The organism is Ruegeria sp. AN11, from assembly GCF_056536005.1.
In genome coordinates this window covers 378,985-395,117 of record NZ_JBQFJD010000002.1, presented here as the reverse complement: position 1 = coordinate 395,117, position 16,133 = coordinate 378,985, and the positions used below count along the sequence as shown (strand labels likewise).

Annotated in this window: 12 protein-coding genes and 3 pseudogenes; 7 read left to right on the top strand and 8 right to left on the bottom strand. The window is 58.0% G+C overall.

What is annotated here, in order from left to right; translation table 11 throughout:
* Positions 1-35: 35 nt before the first annotated feature.
* Together ACR3EQ_RS21710 and ACR3EQ_RS21705 are read left to right on the top strand one after the other, a co-directional pair.
* Positions 36-575: an RNA polymerase sigma factor gene (locus ACR3EQ_RS21710; RefSeq protein WP_480492083.1), complete on the top strand. Its 540-nt coding sequence runs from the start codon at positions 36-38 to the stop codon at positions 573-575.
* Positions 572-2,518 carry a vWA domain-containing protein gene (locus ACR3EQ_RS21705; RefSeq protein ID WP_480492082.1) on the top strand — a complete coding sequence of 649 codons (1,947 nt, stop codon included), beginning with the start codon at positions 572-574 and terminating at the stop codon, positions 2,516-2,518. The genes ACR3EQ_RS21710 and ACR3EQ_RS21705 overlap by 4 nt, the downstream gene beginning before the upstream one ends.
* Positions 2,519-2,532: 14 nt before the next feature.
* On the opposite strand, the gene ACR3EQ_RS21700 is transcribed toward ACR3EQ_RS21705, so the two are convergent.
* The 8 genes from ACR3EQ_RS21700 to ACR3EQ_RS21665 all read right to left on the bottom strand — a co-directional run bounded on the left by ACR3EQ_RS21700 (position 2,533) and on the right by ACR3EQ_RS21665 (position 10,424).
* Entirely contained in the window at positions 2,533-3,183 is a 651-nt protein-coding gene (locus ACR3EQ_RS21700) for an ABC-type transport auxiliary lipoprotein family protein (RefSeq protein ID WP_170611356.1), read from the bottom strand.
* Complete coding sequence (locus tag ACR3EQ_RS21695; RefSeq protein ID WP_170611354.1) at positions 3,180-4,496, bottom strand: MlaD family protein; 1,317 nt, start codon at positions 4,494-4,496, stop codon at positions 3,180-3,182. The genes ACR3EQ_RS21700 and ACR3EQ_RS21695 overlap by 4 nt, the downstream gene beginning before the upstream one ends.
* Positions 4,497-4,501: 5 nt before the next feature.
* Positions 4,502-5,317 carry an ATP-binding cassette domain-containing protein gene (locus ACR3EQ_RS21690; protein ID WP_170611352.1) on the bottom strand — a complete coding sequence of 272 codons (816 nt, stop codon included), beginning with the start codon at positions 5,315-5,317 and terminating at the stop codon, positions 4,502-4,504.
* 1 nt (position 5,318) lies between these two features.
* Complete coding sequence (locus ACR3EQ_RS21685; protein ID WP_480492080.1) at positions 5,319-6,443, bottom strand: ABC transporter permease; 1,125 nt, start codon at positions 6,441-6,443, stop codon at positions 5,319-5,321.
* 201 nt (positions 6,444-6,644) lie between these two features.
* The gene (locus ACR3EQ_RS21680; RefSeq protein WP_170611348.1) at positions 6,645-7,100 is read right to left on the bottom strand and encodes a YaiI/YqxD family protein; all 456 of its coding nucleotides are present in this window, start codon (positions 7,098-7,100) and stop codon (positions 6,645-6,647) included.
* The gene (gene sthA / locus ACR3EQ_RS21675; protein ID WP_170611346.1) at positions 7,097-8,554 is read right to left on the bottom strand and encodes a Si-specific NAD(P)(+) transhydrogenase; all 1,458 of its coding nucleotides are present in this window, start codon (positions 8,552-8,554) and stop codon (positions 7,097-7,099) included. The genes ACR3EQ_RS21680 and sthA overlap by 4 nt, the downstream gene beginning before the upstream one ends.
* A 3-nt stretch (positions 8,555-8,557) precedes the next feature.
* Entirely contained in the window at positions 8,558-9,391 is an 834-nt protein-coding gene (gene fghA / locus ACR3EQ_RS21670) for an S-formylglutathione hydrolase (protein ID WP_170611344.1), read from the bottom strand.
* A 103-nt stretch (positions 9,392-9,494) separates the two neighbouring features.
* Complete coding sequence (locus tag ACR3EQ_RS21665; protein WP_170611342.1) at positions 9,495-10,424, bottom strand: AEC family transporter; 930 nt, start codon at positions 10,422-10,424, stop codon at positions 9,495-9,497.
* A 206-nt stretch (positions 10,425-10,630) separates the two neighbouring features.
* Between ACR3EQ_RS21665 and ACR3EQ_RS21660 the strand changes: the two genes are divergently transcribed.
* The 5 genes and pseudogenes from ACR3EQ_RS21660 to ACR3EQ_RS21640 all read left to right on the top strand — a co-directional run bounded on the left by ACR3EQ_RS21660 (position 10,631) and on the right by ACR3EQ_RS21640 (position 16,131).
* Positions 10,631-11,248, top strand: coding sequence for a TetR/AcrR family transcriptional regulator (locus tag ACR3EQ_RS21660; RefSeq protein WP_170611340.1), 618 nt, complete (start codon positions 10,631-10,633; stop codon positions 11,246-11,248).
* 287 nt (positions 11,249-11,535) lie between these two features.
* Positions 11,536-13,119 (top strand): annotated as a pseudogene (locus tag ACR3EQ_RS21655) (ABC transporter substrate-binding protein).
* Between the two features lie 70 nt (positions 13,120-13,189).
* Positions 13,190-14,284, top strand: a complete 1,095-nt coding sequence (locus tag ACR3EQ_RS21650; RefSeq protein ID WP_480492078.1) for a M24 family metallopeptidase — start codon at positions 13,190-13,192, stop codon at positions 14,282-14,284.
* Positions 14,284-15,230: pseudogene (locus tag ACR3EQ_RS21645) on the top strand (ABC transporter permease subunit). Before ACR3EQ_RS21650 ends, ACR3EQ_RS21645 begins: the two are co-directional and overlap by 1 nt.
* Positions 15,230-16,131 (top strand): annotated as a pseudogene (locus ACR3EQ_RS21640) (ABC transporter permease subunit). The pseudogenes ACR3EQ_RS21645 and ACR3EQ_RS21640 overlap by 1 nt, the downstream one beginning before the upstream one ends.
* Positions 16,132-16,133 lie beyond the last annotated feature (2 nt).

Below are 16,133 nucleotides of genomic sequence, written 5' to 3'. Positions count from 1 at the left end.
TGACGCCTGGTATCCGTCTTATCAACGTGATGCGGATGACGACGTCTGACGAAAACCTGGCAAAGGCGGCAGCTAAAGGCGACGCGAACGCGTTCGCCACCTTGTTGGCGCGCCACTATGATCTTGTCTTCCGATTGGCATTTCGGCTGACCGGTCACGCGGACAGGGCCGAGGATCTGACGCAGGATATCTGTGCCGCTCTACCGGCCAAGATCAAGGGGTTTCGGGCACAGGCAAAGTTCACCACGTGGCTGTACCGCGTCGTGGTCAACGCGGCAGAAGATGCGCGACGGCGCCGGGCAAGCCATGAAAAAGCCGCGGCGGGGTGGGGCGATGTCGAACAAATGCGCCGCGCGGAGGCGGCAGAAACCACAAAAGCCCTGGACTGGCTGCAACGGGCTATGCGGTCGCTGCCGCAGGAGCTGCAGGACACACTGGCACTGACGCTTGAGGATGAAATGACCCATGCCGAGGCGGCTCAGGTCCTGGGTGTCTCGGAAGGTACGATATCCTGGCGGATGTCGGATGTCCGCAAACGCCTGAAGGCAATGCGGCAAGAGGAGTTGGCGCAATGACCGACGATCTGGATGATCTCAAGGCGCTGATGGATGCGGCAACCCCCGCACCGGATGCCCGGCGCCGGGCTGAAAACCTGGCCATGGCGCAAAAAAATTTCTACCGCGCCCAAGGATCGGGCAACGGGGCGCGTCCCACTGTCAAGCGAGGCCTCTTGGCCCGCATGACTGAAGGAGCGAAATCCATGTTGAATGCCCTCTCCCACCGTGGCGTGCTGACCGCGACCACTGCGATAGCCGCTGTTGCCCTGATCCTGATTGTACCGCAGGCGCAGGACCTCGTGGTCAATCCATTGTCCCGCAGCGAAAGCAACGCGTCATCTCCACAAGTGGGTTCAGAACCGGAGGCGGATATTGCCCATGCTGTGCCCCAGCCCCTGCTGGAGGAGCCGATTGCCGATGTTCCTGCAGCAGAGGCCATCGTGCCGCCTGCAAAACCCGAGAGGGGCATGGCTGAGGCGCTCGTTGGCGGTGTCGTCCTGGGATATGCGACCGGCGCGTCCGAACATTCTGCGAAACGCATGCTTGCACCGGTTGCCGAACAAGACCAAAACACAGAAACATTTTCCAACACCGAAACCAACCCGTTGAAGATCACCACTGACGATCCGGTCTCTACGTTTTCAATTGATGTGGATACGGCGTCCTATGGCATCGTCCGATCCTCTCTGATGAACGGTCGGCTGCCGTCCAAAGATGCGGTGCGGGTCGAAGAGATGGTGAACTATTTCCCCTACACTTATCCTGCTCCCGAAGGAGATGCGCCTTTCCGGCCGACGATCACGGTGACACCGACGCCCTGGAACGAGGGTACTCAGCTTGTGCATATCGGTATTCAGGGCGCGTTGCCGCAGATTGAAGATCGGCCGCCGCTGAACCTTGTTTTTCTGATCGATACGTCGGGGTCCATGCAGCAGCCGAACAAGTTGCCACTGCTCAAGCAATCCTTCCGCCTGTTGTTGTCCGAGCTTCGTCCCGAAGATCAGGTCTCGATCGTGACATATGCCGGCAGTGCGGGTCAGGTTCTGGAGCCGACCACAGCGGCGGATCGGACCAAGATCATGAACGCCCTTGATCAGTTGCAGGCGGGTGGATCGACGGCCGGTCAGGCGGGGTTGCAGCAGGCTTATCAGGTTGCCGAGTCCATGGCAGATGACGGGGACGTCACGCGCGTGATCCTGGCGACGGATGGGGATTTCAATGTCGGTTTGTCCGACCCGGACGCGCTGAAGGATTTCATTGCCCGCAAACGGGACAGCGGAACCTATCTCAGCGTGCTTGGTTTTGGCCGGGGTAATCTGGATGACGCGACCATGCAGGCGCTGGCGCAATATGGAAACGGCCAGGCGGCCTATATCGATACGCTGGGCGAGGCGCGTAAAGTTCTGGTCGATCAACTGACCGGGGCGCTGTTCCCCATTGCCAATGACGTCAAGATACAGGTCGAGTTCAATCCTGCACAAATCGCTGAATACCGTCTGATCGGCTATGAAACCCGTGCCCTGCGGCGCGAGGACTTTTCAAACGATAAGGTGGACGCCGGAGATATCGGTGCGGGCCATAGCGTGACCGCCATCTACGAGGTGACGCCCACAGGCTCGGACGCCATTCGAAACGGACCGCTGCGCTATGCAATTGAAACCGCGCCGGACGGCTTGGATGAGATCGGGTTCTTCAAGTTGCGTTACAAGGTCCCCGGTGCCAGCCAAAGCCAGATGATCGAGCAACCTATCCTGCCGGGGCAGGGGGTGCCGACCGATGATGCACGCTTTTCAACTGCGATTGCCGGGTTTGGCCAGTTGTTGCGCGGCGGTGAATATTTGGGCACCTGGTCCTACGACGACGCCATTTCACTGGCAAATGCAGCCAAAGGCGATGACCCGTTCGGCTACCGTGCGGAAGCCGTGACGCTGATGCGTCTGGCCGAGTCGCTGTCCGAGTAGTCTTTGGTGCAGGATCAGAATGCGCGGGGGTTACTGGCCGCGTGATTGTTGATCCTGCGGACGCTCCATTCCACGGCGTCGCGCATGGTTTTTCCCAGTGCGACGTCAAAAGCCTCGACCAGATCTGGCGTCTGGTCGCTGGCTGAGACGACAAATTCCTGGAACGAGTTCGAAGCGATGATCTTGTCGTCGAAATCGTCGATGATCTTGATGTTCATCCGCACTTCGACACGCACGGTTTTGGTGTTCTCGGTATCGGCGACCACGATCCCCTGAAACTCGCGCAGATCAGGTACAATCACATAATCAGCGCGCAGACCGACTGTGGACCGACCAACTGCGGCCACCTTGTTGCTGTTTTCAAAGCTCTCCACCAAAAGGGCCTGAACGATCAACGGCGCACGGTCGACCCATCTGGCACGTGGAAGGTATTGGACCTGCAACGGGTTAGGCTGCACCGCAATCTGGTCGGTGTTGACGGCCGCCGTTGCCGTTGGCTCCTCGACGACGATCTGCTTGCTGATGCGCGGCAGCGATGACGAAAACGTGCTTTTGGGCGTCAGCAGATACAGATCGTTCGGCTTCGACGCCTGTTTCAGCGTACCCAACCCCGTGCAACCGCCAAGCGCCCCGATCATCAGAGCCAGAGAGAGGCGTTTAATCATTGGCGAAACTCCGAAGCTTGTGTGCCCAGCAGGAAGCGCGCCGGGTCACGCTCGACCTTGTCGACCAGGCGATCCAGACTGATGACCAGACGCTGGGATTCCTCGATGAAGCGGACGAATTGCGGCAATCCGACCCGCAGGAAATCCGAGACCTGCCGGCGGTTGTCCTGCACGATGCCATCGATCGTTTCCAGCAATTCGGATGCGGATTTCGAGGCATTGAGAATGTCGTCAGATATCTTGTCGATCCGCTCCGTGACATTTGAAACTGTCTCCGCCACCTGATTGGCTGCGTTCCGAATGTCTTCCACGACGACCGAAACATCTTCGTCCATGACACGGTTGGCTGAATCAAAGGCACGCTCGGCCGAAGCGAGCGCCCCATTGGCCGTGTCCATTGTCGATGAGATCGTGGCCAAGGTCGAATTTGCGTTCAGCACCGTTTCCGAAATTACGCCCAGTGCCACGCTGCCCTCGTCAGACAGGCCGATCAGACGTTCGGCCAGTTGTGAGCCACGATCCAGGAACGGCTTGATGTCCTGCTTCAACACCTGATCGGCCGTGGCCAGAGTTGTCTTGGCCTCATCCAATGCGCCGACAGCTGAATCTGAGGCGGTTTTTATGCTTTGCAGCGTGTCCGTGCCCGCCTTCAGGGTGGTGTCCGCGGTGTCTGCCAACTGGTCCAGCCGATCGGTAAACGCGCCGATGTTCTTTGCGGCTCCGCTGATGTCTTTTGAAAGGCTTTCGAAATCCGACAAAGTGTTATCCAGCCGCCCGGACGCTGACGCCAGATTGTTCAGAATATCCGAGACTGCCTTGCGGTTTTTTTCGTCCACCACGGCGCTCAGGTCTTCCAAAAGCACGATCGCCTGATCCAGAACCTTCGGGGCTCCTTCGAACAGTGACTGTATCGTGCTGCGCTTGCTTTTGATGACGCTGTTTTCCGGCAGCCGCTGCGCATTGACCGATCCCCCGGTCAGTTCGACATAGCCAACTCCCGTGACGCCAAGCGACTGAAGCTGGGCGACGGTTTCCGATGTTACGGGAATGTCGGCGTCCACCTCGAGCTTAACGCGGACTTTTGAGGGGTCACCCTCATCCAGCCTGAGCGAAACCACCTGACCAACGGGCAGACCATTGAAACTGACGCCGCCAGCTGCTGACAGACCTGACACGTTTTCGAACAGAACGTCGTAATAGGCGTATTGGCGATTGACCTCGAACTTGGCCAGCCACAGGAAAAACCCAAACACGCCCAAGATGCCCGCCAGGGTAAACGCGCCGATCAGGATATAGTTCGCCCGAGTTTCCATCGCCTCTACCTGTCCTGCCCCTTCTGTTGCGCTGCGCGCGCGCGGGGGCCTGTGAAATACTCCTGCACCCAAGGATGATCTACTTTGACCATATCCTCAATCGGACCTTCAACCAGCACGCGTTTTTCTGCAAGCACGGCAATGCGGTCGCAAATCGCATAAAGGCTGTCCAGATCATGCGTTACCATGAAGACCGTCAGCCCAAGCGCCTGCTGCAATTCACCGATCAGATCGTCATAGGCAGCAGCCCCGATCGGGTCCAGCCCGGCGGTCGGCTCATCCAGAAACACGATCTCGGGGTCCAGTGCCAGAGCCCGTGCCAAGGCCGCGCGTTTGCGCATACCGCCTGATAACTCGGACGGAAACTTGCCGCAGCTCAGTTGTGGCAATCCGACAAGACTTATCTTCAGGCTTCCCAATGCCTCCATCAGCTTTTCGCTGATCCCGGTGTGTTCACGCAGCGGGGCCATGACATTCTGCAGCACGCTGAGCGACGAAAACAAAGCCCCATCCTGAAAGGCCACCCCCCAGCGTTTTTCGATCCGCTGACGTTCTTCATCGGGCGCGTTCAGTACATCGACACCCAGAACCTCGATACTACCAGCGGCGGGTCTGTTCAGCCCCACAATGGTTCGCAACAGCACCGATTTCCCGGTGCCCGAACCCCCGACAATGCCCAGTACCTCACCGCGCCAGACATCAAGATCCAGGCCGTCATGCACAACCTGCGGTCCGAACTGGTTTCTCAATCCGCGCACTCGGATTACCGCTTCGCGCTGGGTATTCGTCTGTTGGGATTTCTGAGGGGCCGTACCGTCCATGTCAGACCCCGATCTCGGAGAAGAAGATCGAAAACAGGGCGTCGATGGCGATCACCAAGAAAATGGACTGCACGACGGACGCGGTCGTTCGCTGGCCCACGCTTTGGGCTGATCCTTTCACCTGCATTGCCTGCCAGCAGGAAATGATGCCGATCACAAAGGCGAAAAACGGGGCCTTGATCAGTCCGACCGCCAGTTGCCAGACACCTGTATTTTCCTTCAGGCGCGTCAGAAACATTCCCGGGCTAACACCAAGGTCGATCCAGCTCATCAATGCGCCGCCGATCAGGCCGGCCATGTCGGCGACGAAGCCGAGGATCGGCAACATGATCAACAGCGCCAGCACACGCGGTACCACCAGTACCTCAATCGGATCCAGGCCCAACGTGCGCATGGCGTCGATTTCTTCCTGTACCTTCATTGACCCGATAGACGCGGTAAAGGCCGAGCCGGACCGACCCGCAACGATGATGGCCGTCAGCAGGATGCCCAGTTCCCGCAGAACCGAGATCGAGATCAGTTCGACCACAAAAATTTCGGCGCCGAACTGTTTGAGCTGCGTCGCCCCCTGAAACGCCAGAACCACGCCGATCAGGAAACCCATCAATCCAACAATTGGCAGGGCTTTGAAGCCGGTCTCCTCCATATGGGTGACCAACGCCGCGCGGCGCAGCCGCCATGGTTTCACCAGTGTCCGGGTCAGGCGGTGCAAAGTCAGCCCCGTGAATTCCAGAATCGACAGGGCATCTTTTCCTGCGCCAACGGTTTTCTCACCCAGATGACCGACCCAGTCGACAAAGCTGCGGCGCCCCTCCACCGTGCTGGACTTTTTCGGCATGTTTCGGGATACGGTATCGATCAGCGCGGAATGAGCGGGAGAAGCGCCCAAAAACTGCGTTTCAGCCCCCGCAGCCTTGTATCGGCGCGCGAGATCGGCCACCAGCCATGCGCCGCCGGTATCCAGAGAGTCAACGGCTGACAGGTCCAAGGTCACGTCTTTGCCTGACGGGGGCATCGCGGCAAAGGCGCGCTCGATGTGTTCCAACGACTGAGTCACCAGATCACCGGCCACTGATATGCGCAGGCCGTCGCCGTTTTGCTCTGATGTGATCGTTGGCAGAGTCATGGGCGTATGTGATTGTAATTGCGCGGTCGCTGCAACGGCAATGTGCAGGGTCTTCCGGTTTTCGCGCGGCGCAATTGCGTCAGAGTGACAGTTTGGGATTCCATTGTGTCACGCAGCCGGTCCGCCCAAATCCAGCACGTCGTGCCGCCTGACACCACAGAGAGAAGCGCGTTTGCAACGTGGCCGCACCCAGCAAGGGCACTAGCTCCTGATTGCTGCACGCAACTCACGTTCCAGCGCGTCTAGAAACCGCGACCGGTCCGCTTTTCCAAACGGTTTTCCGCCGCCTCCCGAACCCAGGGGATTGGCGGCCCGCAGATCCGCCATCAGGTCCCGCATGGCAAGTTGCTGCCCGATATTGGCGGCAGTGAGCGCTTCGCCATTGGGGCGCAGAACCCGTGCGCCTGCTTCAACGCATTTCGCAGCCAAAGGAATGTCTGAAGTGATCACCACATCCCCCGGCCCGCACCGTTCGGCGATCCACTTGTCTGCCTCGTCGGCCCCTTCGGCGACGATGACGATCTGCACCAAGGGGTTCGCCGATGGACGAAGTCCGCCGTTCGACACCAGCGCCATGGGCACCTTGTGCCGCGTGGCCACTCGTTCAGCCTCAGCCTTTACGGGGCAGGCATCGCCATCGACGTAAAGGGTCGTCACGCCTTTGTTGCCTCTTTCTTGGAGGGTTCAGTAGATTTCTTACGGACCTTGAACTCTTCGGGGATGGGCATCCGGTTGAACGCGTCCAGACCGGCGATCTTGTAGGCCTCGGCCAGCGTCGGATAGTTGAACGTGTTCTGAACAAAGTAGTCCACCGTGCCTTTCAGGTTCAGCACCGCCTGTGCGATGTGGATCAGTTCGGTCGCACCTTCCCCGACGATCTGAACCCCCAGAACCCGGCGGGTTTTCAACGAGAACAGCATTTTCAACATGCCATGCTCGAGCCCCATGATATGCCCGCGCGAAGTCTCTCGGAATCGGGCCACGCCGACTTCGTAGGGAATACCGCGTTCCTGCAACTCTTCCTCGGACATGCCGCAGGTGGAAATCTCGGGAACAGAATAGATGCCGTAAGGATACCAGGGGCTTTCTGGCAGTGTGGGCGTCTCGAGTGCGTGACAGGCGGCGACGCGGCCCTGTTGCAACGAGGTCGAGGCCAGCGACGGATGCCCGATCACATCGCCGGTGGCATAGATATGAGGCACAGCGGTCTGATAGGTTTTCCGATTCACTTCAATCCGGTTGCGATGGTCGGTTGCCAGCCCGACCGCGTCCAGATTAAGGGCCGAGGTCGCGCCCATGCGACCGGCGGCAAACAGCAGCATCTCGGCCCGAACGTGGCGTCCATTGTCCAGCGTGATCTCGACATGCCCGCCGGCATCCTCGATCTTTTCGACCGCCGAACCAAGACGAAGATCGACACCGTTTTCGCGAATCTGATGGGTGAAGTCGTGAATTAGGCGCTTGTCGATGAAGTCGAGGAACGTCTCGCGCGGTTCGATCAGAGTGACACGCACGTCCAGAGCCGAAAACATGGTGGCGTATTCCACACCGATAACCCCGGCACCGATCACGCAGAGTGAACGTGGAATTTCGGCCATCTCCAAAAACTCGTCGCCATCGACAACCGTTCTGCCGTTGAAGGGAACGTAATCGGGGCGATATGTTTTGGTGCCCGTGGCAATCAGAAATTTGGCGGCGGTCAGTCGCGTTGTTTCGCCCGCGTCGGTCGCAACTTCAAGCTCGTGCGGGCCGATGAATTTCGCCAGACCGTTCAGGGTCTCCACGTGGTTGCGGTTGAACTGGTGCTCCAGCACATCGACCTCGTGGTCCAAAGTCATGTGCAATCGCGCCTTCAGATCCTCGGCGCGGATCTGGTCCTTGACCCGGTAGGAGCGCCCGTAAAAGCTGCGCTCGCGCCAGCCGGACAGGTTCAGAACAGTTTCGCGCAAGGTCTTTGACGGGATTGTTCCAGTGTGAACGGAAACACCTCCCAACCGGTCCTTGCGGTCGATCACCAGAACACGGCGTTGCAGTTTGCCCGCCTGAATTGCCGCAGCACGACCCGAAGGGCCGGACCCGATGATGATCAGGTCATAGTCAAACTTGCTCATTCCTCAGTCTCCGTACAGGGCCTCGGCATGGAAGGTTATGTGGTCTTCCATGAATGTGGACACGAAGAAATACGAATGATCATAACTAGGTTGCAGGCGGCAGATCGCCTGTTGACGGCGCTCGGCGATGGCCTGCGCCAGCTTTTCCGGGCGCAGAAGATCGATGAACTGATCATCGGTTCCGGTATCGATTAGGATTGGGCCGTCAAAGCCCTTTTCCTTCATCAGCAAGGACGCATCATGTTTGGCCCAAACCGCTTCATCATCGCCCAGATAAGCGCCAAGTTGCTTGCGGCCCCAATCTGCGCCAGTCGGGTTGGAGATCGGTGCAAAAGCCGAAACCGACCGGAACCGGCCGGGCAGATTCATCGCCAGCGTCAACGCGCCATGCCCGCCCATGGAGTGACCGGTGATGGCTTGCCGATCACTGTCGATGGCGAAGTTTTCAGCCAGCAGGGCGGGTAGTTCCTCGGCAACGTAGTCCCACATGTTGAAATGCGGTGCCCATGGGGTCTGGGTTGCGTTCACGTAGAAACCCGCGCCTTGGCCCAGATCATAGTCTTCGTGATCTGCGACGCCTTCGCCCCGGGGTGATGTGTCAGGAAATACCACGGCAATGCCCTGTTCCGCGGCCCAGGCCTGCGCACCGGCCTTGGTCATGGCGTTTTCGTGGGTGCAGGTCAGGCCAGACAGATACCACAGGACAGGAACCGGGCCGTCCTTGGCCTCGGCCGGCAAAAACAGCCCAAAGGTCATGTCACATTTGCACGCGGCTGAGGCATGGCGATAAACGCCCTGTACGCCGCCGAAACAGGCATTCTCGGAAAGGGTTTCCATCAGGTATTGTCCTCGTATTGGGTTCGACCCATGGCTAACGGTCACAGGCCCTGCCGTAAAGTGCAGGTGCCGTCGGCGAGAGTATTTTTCGAAAAGGTGAAGATCAGGGAGTGCCCACCCAGGCAATGACAAGCGGTATCGTCAGGATGCTGGTAATCGTCGACAACAAAATCGCGGCCGAGGCCCGATGCGGTGCGACCCCATAATGGGCTGCCAGCATATACACGTTGCCTGCAACAGGAAGGGCGGCAGCGGCGATTGCAACCGAAGCGGGGAAGGCGGCGACAGGGATCAGCCAGATCAGGGCAATGGCCACGCAGATCGGATGCGCAATCAGTTTGCAAAAGCTCAGCCAGGCGGCGATTTGCACGCGTTCGGCCGATTTGCCCGCCAAAGATGCGCCGATGGCAAACAACGCACCCGGTGTCGCCGCACCTCCGAGGATTGTCAGGAAGTCATTCAACGGCGCAGGCACGGGGACCTGCAGGGCTGACCATATCAAACCGGCAGAGATCGACACGATCATCGGGTTTTTCAGAAGACCCATGCCGATCAGTCGAAGGGTTGCGGGTTTCAGCGCACCGTCCCGTCCGCCATTGATCAGGATTACGATCAGCGACGAAAACACCACAAGGTCGACCGTCAGGACCAGCATGACAGGGCCGATCGCGGCCTGCCCGAACAGCATCGCCAGCATAGGCAAACCCAGAAAGCCCACATTTCCGATGGCTGCGCATTGCGCCTCGACCGCGGCGGTCGGAACATCCAGACCACGCAGCCACGCCACAAACGTGGCCAGCAAGTAAACGGTGACAGTGCCGATCAGATATCCCAGTACCAGCCGTCCGTTGAAAATCTCGGCAAAGGGCAATGTGGCCGCAAATCGGAACAACATGGCCGACAGCGCGAAGTAGAAAACGAACTTGGTTAGATATGCGGTCGCTTCCTCGGAAAAAAACCGACTGCGCCCGGCCCAGTATCCCAGGCCGATAATCGCGAAGAAGGGCAGCGTGCGCAGGAAAATATCGACCATGGGCAGACTGGTAGCACGGATTTTCCGCGTCGCAAGCCTTCGGCGTATGAAGATCGAATTTTCGGAAAGGCTTGTTGTGCTTTTAGCGGGGAAATGGCACTCGGTTCGTTGCAATTGTCGGTTTGAACCGCTTGGAAATACGAGAATCGTTGTATCTGAACTGAACGGTTTATAAATTCAGGTCAGGCACCACTTCAGGAGAAGACATGACCCAAGCCGCCACAATTCTGCGCACAGGCCGGAAATTCGATCAGGTTCTGCGCGGCGCCCGAGAGGTTTTTTTGGCGGATGGGTTCGAGGGTGCAAGTGTCGACGACATAGCTCGGGTGGCCGGGGTTTCGAAGGCAACGTTGTACAGCTACTTCCCGGACAAAAGGCTGCTGTTCATGGAGGTCGCCCAAACCGAATGTACCCGCATGGCTGATCGTGTGGTTGCGATGGTGGACGACAGCAAACCGGCAAGGGAAGTGCTGACTATCGCAGCGACGCAGCTAACCGAATTTCTGGTTTCGGATATTGCCCAGCAAATGTTTCGGATCTGTGTTGCTGAACGTGACAGGTTCCCTGAGTTGGTTCGGGCGTTTTATGATGCGGGTCCCCGAAATGGTCAGTGCCAGTTGGCGGAGTATCTTGAGAAAGCGGTGTCCAAGGGAGAATTGGCCATCGACGATGTCCTTATCGCCGCCGAGCAATTTTCGGAGTTGTGCAAGGTGCGGATCTGGACCCGGGCGATTTTTGGTTTTCAGAAAAGCTTCACCCGGGCCGAGATCGATGAAGTCGCGCAGCAGGCCGTTGACATGTTCATGGCGCGCTACGGGGCCTGACTTACACACAATTTCACAAAGATTCTGATGCCGACGCGGAGGTGTATTCCGCAATCCAATTTACTGAAACTGCATTTGATGTCGCGCAAAGACATCGGACTCCTCGATAGGGATAACCGGAAGGCATTTCCGGAAAACCAAGTTTGCAGCAGCCTGCCAGTTGACAATGGATATTGTATTTTGGATACATTGCTGAGACAGATCGCATCGACCTGTGCTGTCACTGAATGCTCTGACGACAATGAGCCCTGCGATTGTCTTGAGAAGTCCATTTCTGGGAGAAATTCATGAAACTCAAATTGCTGGCCGCAACCACGGCGATTGCCCTGACGAGTGCCGTGGCGCAGGCTAACACTCTGGTCTATTGCTCTGAGGGATCACCTGAGGGGTTCGACCCGGCGCTGTTTACTGCCGGAACAACCTTTGATGCCTCTTCGCACCCGATCTATAACCGACTGCTCGAGTTTGAAACCGGCACGACAAATGTGATCCCCGGTCTGGCCGAAAGTGTCGAGGCCAGCGATGATGGTCTGGTCTATACATTCAAACTGCGTCAGGGCGTGAAATTCCATTCCAATGACGAGTTCACCCCGACCCGTGATTTCAACGCGGATGACGTGATATTCTCGTTCATGCGCCAGAAAGAAGAAAGCCACCCCTATAATCAGGTCTCGGGCGGCACCTGGGAGTATTTCCAGGGTATGGGTATGCCGGATCTGGTCGAGTCGGTGGAAAAGATCGACGACTATACGGTGAAATTTACACTCTCCAAGCCTGAAGCGCCGTTTGTGGCCAACATGGCGATGGATTTCGCCTCGATCCTGTCGGCGGAATATGCGGACGCGATGATGGCGGCCGGGACACCTGAAAAGCTGAACACAGCGCCCATCGGCACCGGACCGTTCTCGTTCGTGGCCCATCAGAAGGACGCGGTGATCCGTTATGCTCAGAATGCCGATTACTGGAAAGACCCGGCTCAGGTCGAAAACCTGATTTTCGCAATCACTCCGGACGCGTCGGTAAGCTATCAGAAACTGAAAGCGGGCGAATGCCACGTGATGCCGTATCCGAACCCTGCCGATATTCAGGCGATGAAGGATGACGCCGACATCAACATGATGGAGCAGGAAGGTCTGAACGTTGGTTATCTGGCCTACAACACCACCATGGCGCCGTTCGACAATCCGAAGGTGCGCAAGGCGCTGAACATGGCGATCGACAAGCAGGCGATCATCGACGTGGTCTTCCAGGGCTCGGGCCAAGCGGCCAAGAACCCGATCCCGCCAACCATGTGGGGCTATAACGATGCCATCGAAGACGACGCCTATGACCCGGAAGCGGCCAAGGCGATGCTGGAAGCTGAAGGCGTGTCTGATCTGTCGATGAAGGTCTGGGCGATGCCTGTGCAGCGTCCCTAAAACCCGAATGCACGTCGTATGGCCGAGCTGATCCAAGAAGACTTTTCCAAGGTCGGTGTGGACGTCGAAATCGTGTCCTACGAATGGGGCGAGTACCTGTCGCGCTCGAAAGAGCTGAACCGGGATGGCGCGGTTCTGCTGGGTTGGACAGGTGACAATGGCGACCCGGACAATTTCCTGGCCGTGCTGCTGGGCTGTGACGGTCGCGAAGCGTCCAACCGCGCACAATGGTGCCACGAGCCCTTCGAAGAACTGATCCAGAAAGCCAAGCAAAGCACTGATCAGGCCGAGCGTTCCAAACTGTACGAAGACGCGCAGGTTGTCTTCAAGGATCAGGCGCCGTGGGCAACCATCGCACATTCGGTTGTCTACATGCCGATGAGCAACAAGGTGCAGGGTTACAAGGTGCACCCGCTGGGCGGCCACATCTTCTATGGTGTGAGCGTCGAATAAACCACCACTCACTTGTCAGAGCCGCCCGATTTGGCGGCTCTGGCTTTCTTGCTATTGGAGACTGGCCGGAATGCCGGATTTGTCCGAATACAGCCAACTGGCACGCGATATGTCAGTTGATGCCGTGGCGCTGGTGCCCGGCCCGAATTTCACCCGCGCGCTGGGCAAGGCTTTCATGAGTCACGAACGCCCCTTTCTGGTTGTGATCCCCGCAAACGGTGAACCGGCAGCTATCGTACCCAACCTTGAACTTGGTTCGTGGGAACTGGTCGGATTTGATGGCGCTGTGTACGACTGGTTCGATCAGACCGGTTATGATGGAGCTTTTGCGGCGCTGGCCGATCACATGCCGCTGTCGTCCGTGGCGGTGGAAGGTCAGGTCATGCGAGTGTTTGTGTCCAAAGCGCTGACCCGCGCAATGCCGAACCTGAAGATCGTGGATGGCGAGCGAAAGATTTCAGGGTTGCGGATCGTCAAGACCGACGATGATATCGCGGCTTTGCAGGCGGCCATTGATGTTTCCGAACGCGCGTTGGAGCAGGTCATCGCGAATGTGCGCATAGGCCAGACCGAAAAGCAGGTTGAGCAGGCGCTGATACAGGCATTGTTCGCCGAAGGGGCAGAGTCGCTGGCATTCAACCCAATCGTGGCAGCCGGGGACAATTCGGCCCGTCCGCATGGCAAGGCGCGTGCGGATTACAAGATACAGTCAGGAGATGCGCTGCTGTTCGACTTCGGGGCCCGCAAGCGCGGCTTCGCAGCGGATATCACACGTACTTTTTTTGTGGGTGAGGTCTCGGACGAGGGCAGGGCGGTTTATGACACTGTGCTGCGTGCAAATCTGAAGGGTTTCGAAATGTGCCGTCCAGGCGTGACCGCTCATGACATAGATGACGCGGTAATAGGCGTGCTTGAGGCTTCGCCATTTGCCGACCGTATCCGCACAAAGACAGGCCACGGGCTGGGTCGCGATGTGCATGAGGCCCCCTATATCATGCGCGGCAACGATCAGGTGATCCGTGCTGGCATGGTGTGGACCAATGAGCCGGGGCTTTATGAACTGGACAATTTCGGTGTGCGCATTGAAGATGACGTACTGGTGACGGATGACGGTTGCCGGTCATTGACCAGCTTTCCCAAGGATCTCAGAATCATAGGTCGCTGATGTTTGGCTATTTTCTCACCCGTCTGGGTATGTTCATCCCAACCTTTCTGGGTGTGACGCTGATTTCCTTCATGTTCATCCGGGTTCTTCCGGGCGATCCCATCATTGTCATGGCAGGTGAACGCGGCATGACCGAGGAACGCTATCAGGAAATGGTCGAGAAGCTGGGCTGGGCGAAAGCTTTGTCACCAAAAAACCAGTCTGGGATGAGTTCTTTGCCCTGTTCCCGGCAACTCTGGAATTGTCGCTCTGCGCGATGATATTTGCGGTTGTCCTTGGGCTGCCGGCGGGCGTTATTGCGGCGGTAAACCGGGGCAAGTTCTTTGACCGGGCACTGATGTCCTCGGCTCTGGTGGGTTATTCAATGCCCATCTTCTGGTGGGCGCTGCTGCTGATCATCGTTTTTTCCGGCAATCTGGGCTGGACACCGGTCTCGGGGCGGATTGATCTGCTGTATTACTTCCCAAGTGTCACGGGGTTCATGCTGATCGACAGTCTGTTGTCCGGTCAGTCGGGTGCGTTTGGATCAGCCGTGCGACACCTGATCCTGCCGACGATCGTTCTGGGTACGATCCCCCTGGCGGTGATTGCCCGGCAGACACGTTCCGCGATGCTGGAAGTTCTGGGCGAAGACTATATCCGAACGGCTCGTGCCAAGGGTCTGTCTCCGGCTCGGATCAACGGGCTGCATGCCTTGCGCAACGCATTGATTCCGGTGGTTACGGTGATCGGTCTGTCCGTCGGCACCTTGTTGGCCGGTGCGATCCTGACCGAGACGATCTTTAGCTGGCCGGGCATCGGCAAGTGGATGGTCGACAGCATTTTCCGCCGTGACTATCCGGTGGTGCAGGGCGGTCTGCTGATGATTGCGGTGATCGTGATGCTTGTGAACCTGCTGGTCGATGTCCTTTACGGCATCATCAACCCCAAGATCCGGAGGCGGTGATGGCCGAGCTTTCCGCAACCCAACCCAAATCCGAAAGCCGCCCCAGCGCACTGCGTGAGTTCTGGTATTATTTTAGCGAAAACTGAGGCGCGGTCATCGGTTTGTGGGTCTTTGCCATCTTTGTCTTTTGTGCAACCTTCGCGCCCCTGTTGGCCCCGTATGACCCGACCGAGCAATTCCGCGAACACATCCTGCAACCTCCCGCCTGGCAAGAGGGCGGTAGCTGGGCTTTCCCGTTGGGTACAGACCCACTCGGCCGGGACATGCTGTCACGGTGATCATGGGGTCACGTTATTCCTTCTTTGTGGGGATTGTCGTGGTCTGTGTCGCAGTGTCAGGCGGGGTGATGATCGGATTGCTGTCAGGGTTCGCACCGAAATGGGTGGACACTTTGATCATGCGGGTGATGGACATCATTCTGGCCTTCCCGTCATTGCTGTTGGCTCTGGTTCTGGTTGCCATCCTCGGGCCATCACTAACCAATGCGATGATCGCTATCGCCATCGTGTTCCAGCCGCATTACGTGCGTCTGACCCGGGCTTCGGTTTTGGCGGAACGCCAGAAAGACTATGTCACTTCCGCCCGGGTGGCCGGAGCGGGCAAAGCGCGGCTGATGTTCATCACGGTGCTGCCCAATTGCCTTGCGCCGATCATCGTGCAGGCGGCGCTGTCGTTTTCAACGGCCATACTGGATGCGGCCGCTCTTGGCTTTCTGGGCATGGGCGCACAGCCGCCAACACCGGAATGGGGCACCATGCTTGCCGAAGCGCGCGAATTCATTCTGCGCGCTTGGTGGGTGGTAACTTTTCCGGGTCTGGCCATCCTGATCACGGTACTTGCCATCAACCTGATGGGCGATGGGTTGCGCGACGCGCTGGACCCGAAACTGAAACGGAGCTGATC

Coding starts and splice junctions, on each gene's coding strand:
- ACR3EQ_RS21710 (WP_480492083.1), top strand. CDS start 36: ATGACGACGTCTGACGAAAACCTGGCAAAGGCGGCAGCTAAAGGCGAC.
- ACR3EQ_RS21705 (WP_480492082.1), top strand. CDS start 572: ATGACCGACGATCTGGATGATCTCAAGGCGCTGATGGATGCGGCAACC.
- ACR3EQ_RS21700 (WP_170611356.1), bottom strand. CDS start 3,183: ATGATTAAACGCCTCTCTCTGGCTCTGATGATCGGGGCGCTTGGCGGT.
- ACR3EQ_RS21695 (WP_170611354.1), bottom strand. CDS start 4,496: ATGGAAACTCGGGCGAACTATATCCTGATCGGCGCGTTTACCCTGGCG.
- ACR3EQ_RS21690 (WP_170611352.1), bottom strand. CDS start 5,317: ATGGACGGTACGGCCCCTCAGAAATCCCAACAGACGAATACCCAGCGC.
- ACR3EQ_RS21685 (WP_480492080.1), bottom strand. CDS start 6,443: ATGACTCTGCCAACGATCACATCAGAGCAAAACGGCGACGGCCTGCGC.
- sthA (WP_170611346.1), bottom strand. CDS start 8,554: ATGAGCAAGTTTGACTATGACCTGATCATCATCGGGTCCGGCCCTTCG.
- fghA (WP_170611344.1), bottom strand. CDS start 9,391: ATGGAAACCCTTTCCGAGAATGCCTGTTTCGGCGGCGTACAGGGCGTT.
- ACR3EQ_RS21665 (WP_170611342.1), bottom strand. CDS start 10,424: ATGGTCGATATTTTCCTGCGCACGCTGCCCTTCTTCGCGATTATCGGC.
- ACR3EQ_RS21660 (WP_170611340.1), top strand. CDS start 10,631: ATGACCCAAGCCGCCACAATTCTGCGCACAGGCCGGAAATTCGATCAG.
- ACR3EQ_RS21650 (WP_480492078.1), top strand. CDS start 13,190: ATGCCGGATTTGTCCGAATACAGCCAACTGGCACGCGATATGTCAGTT.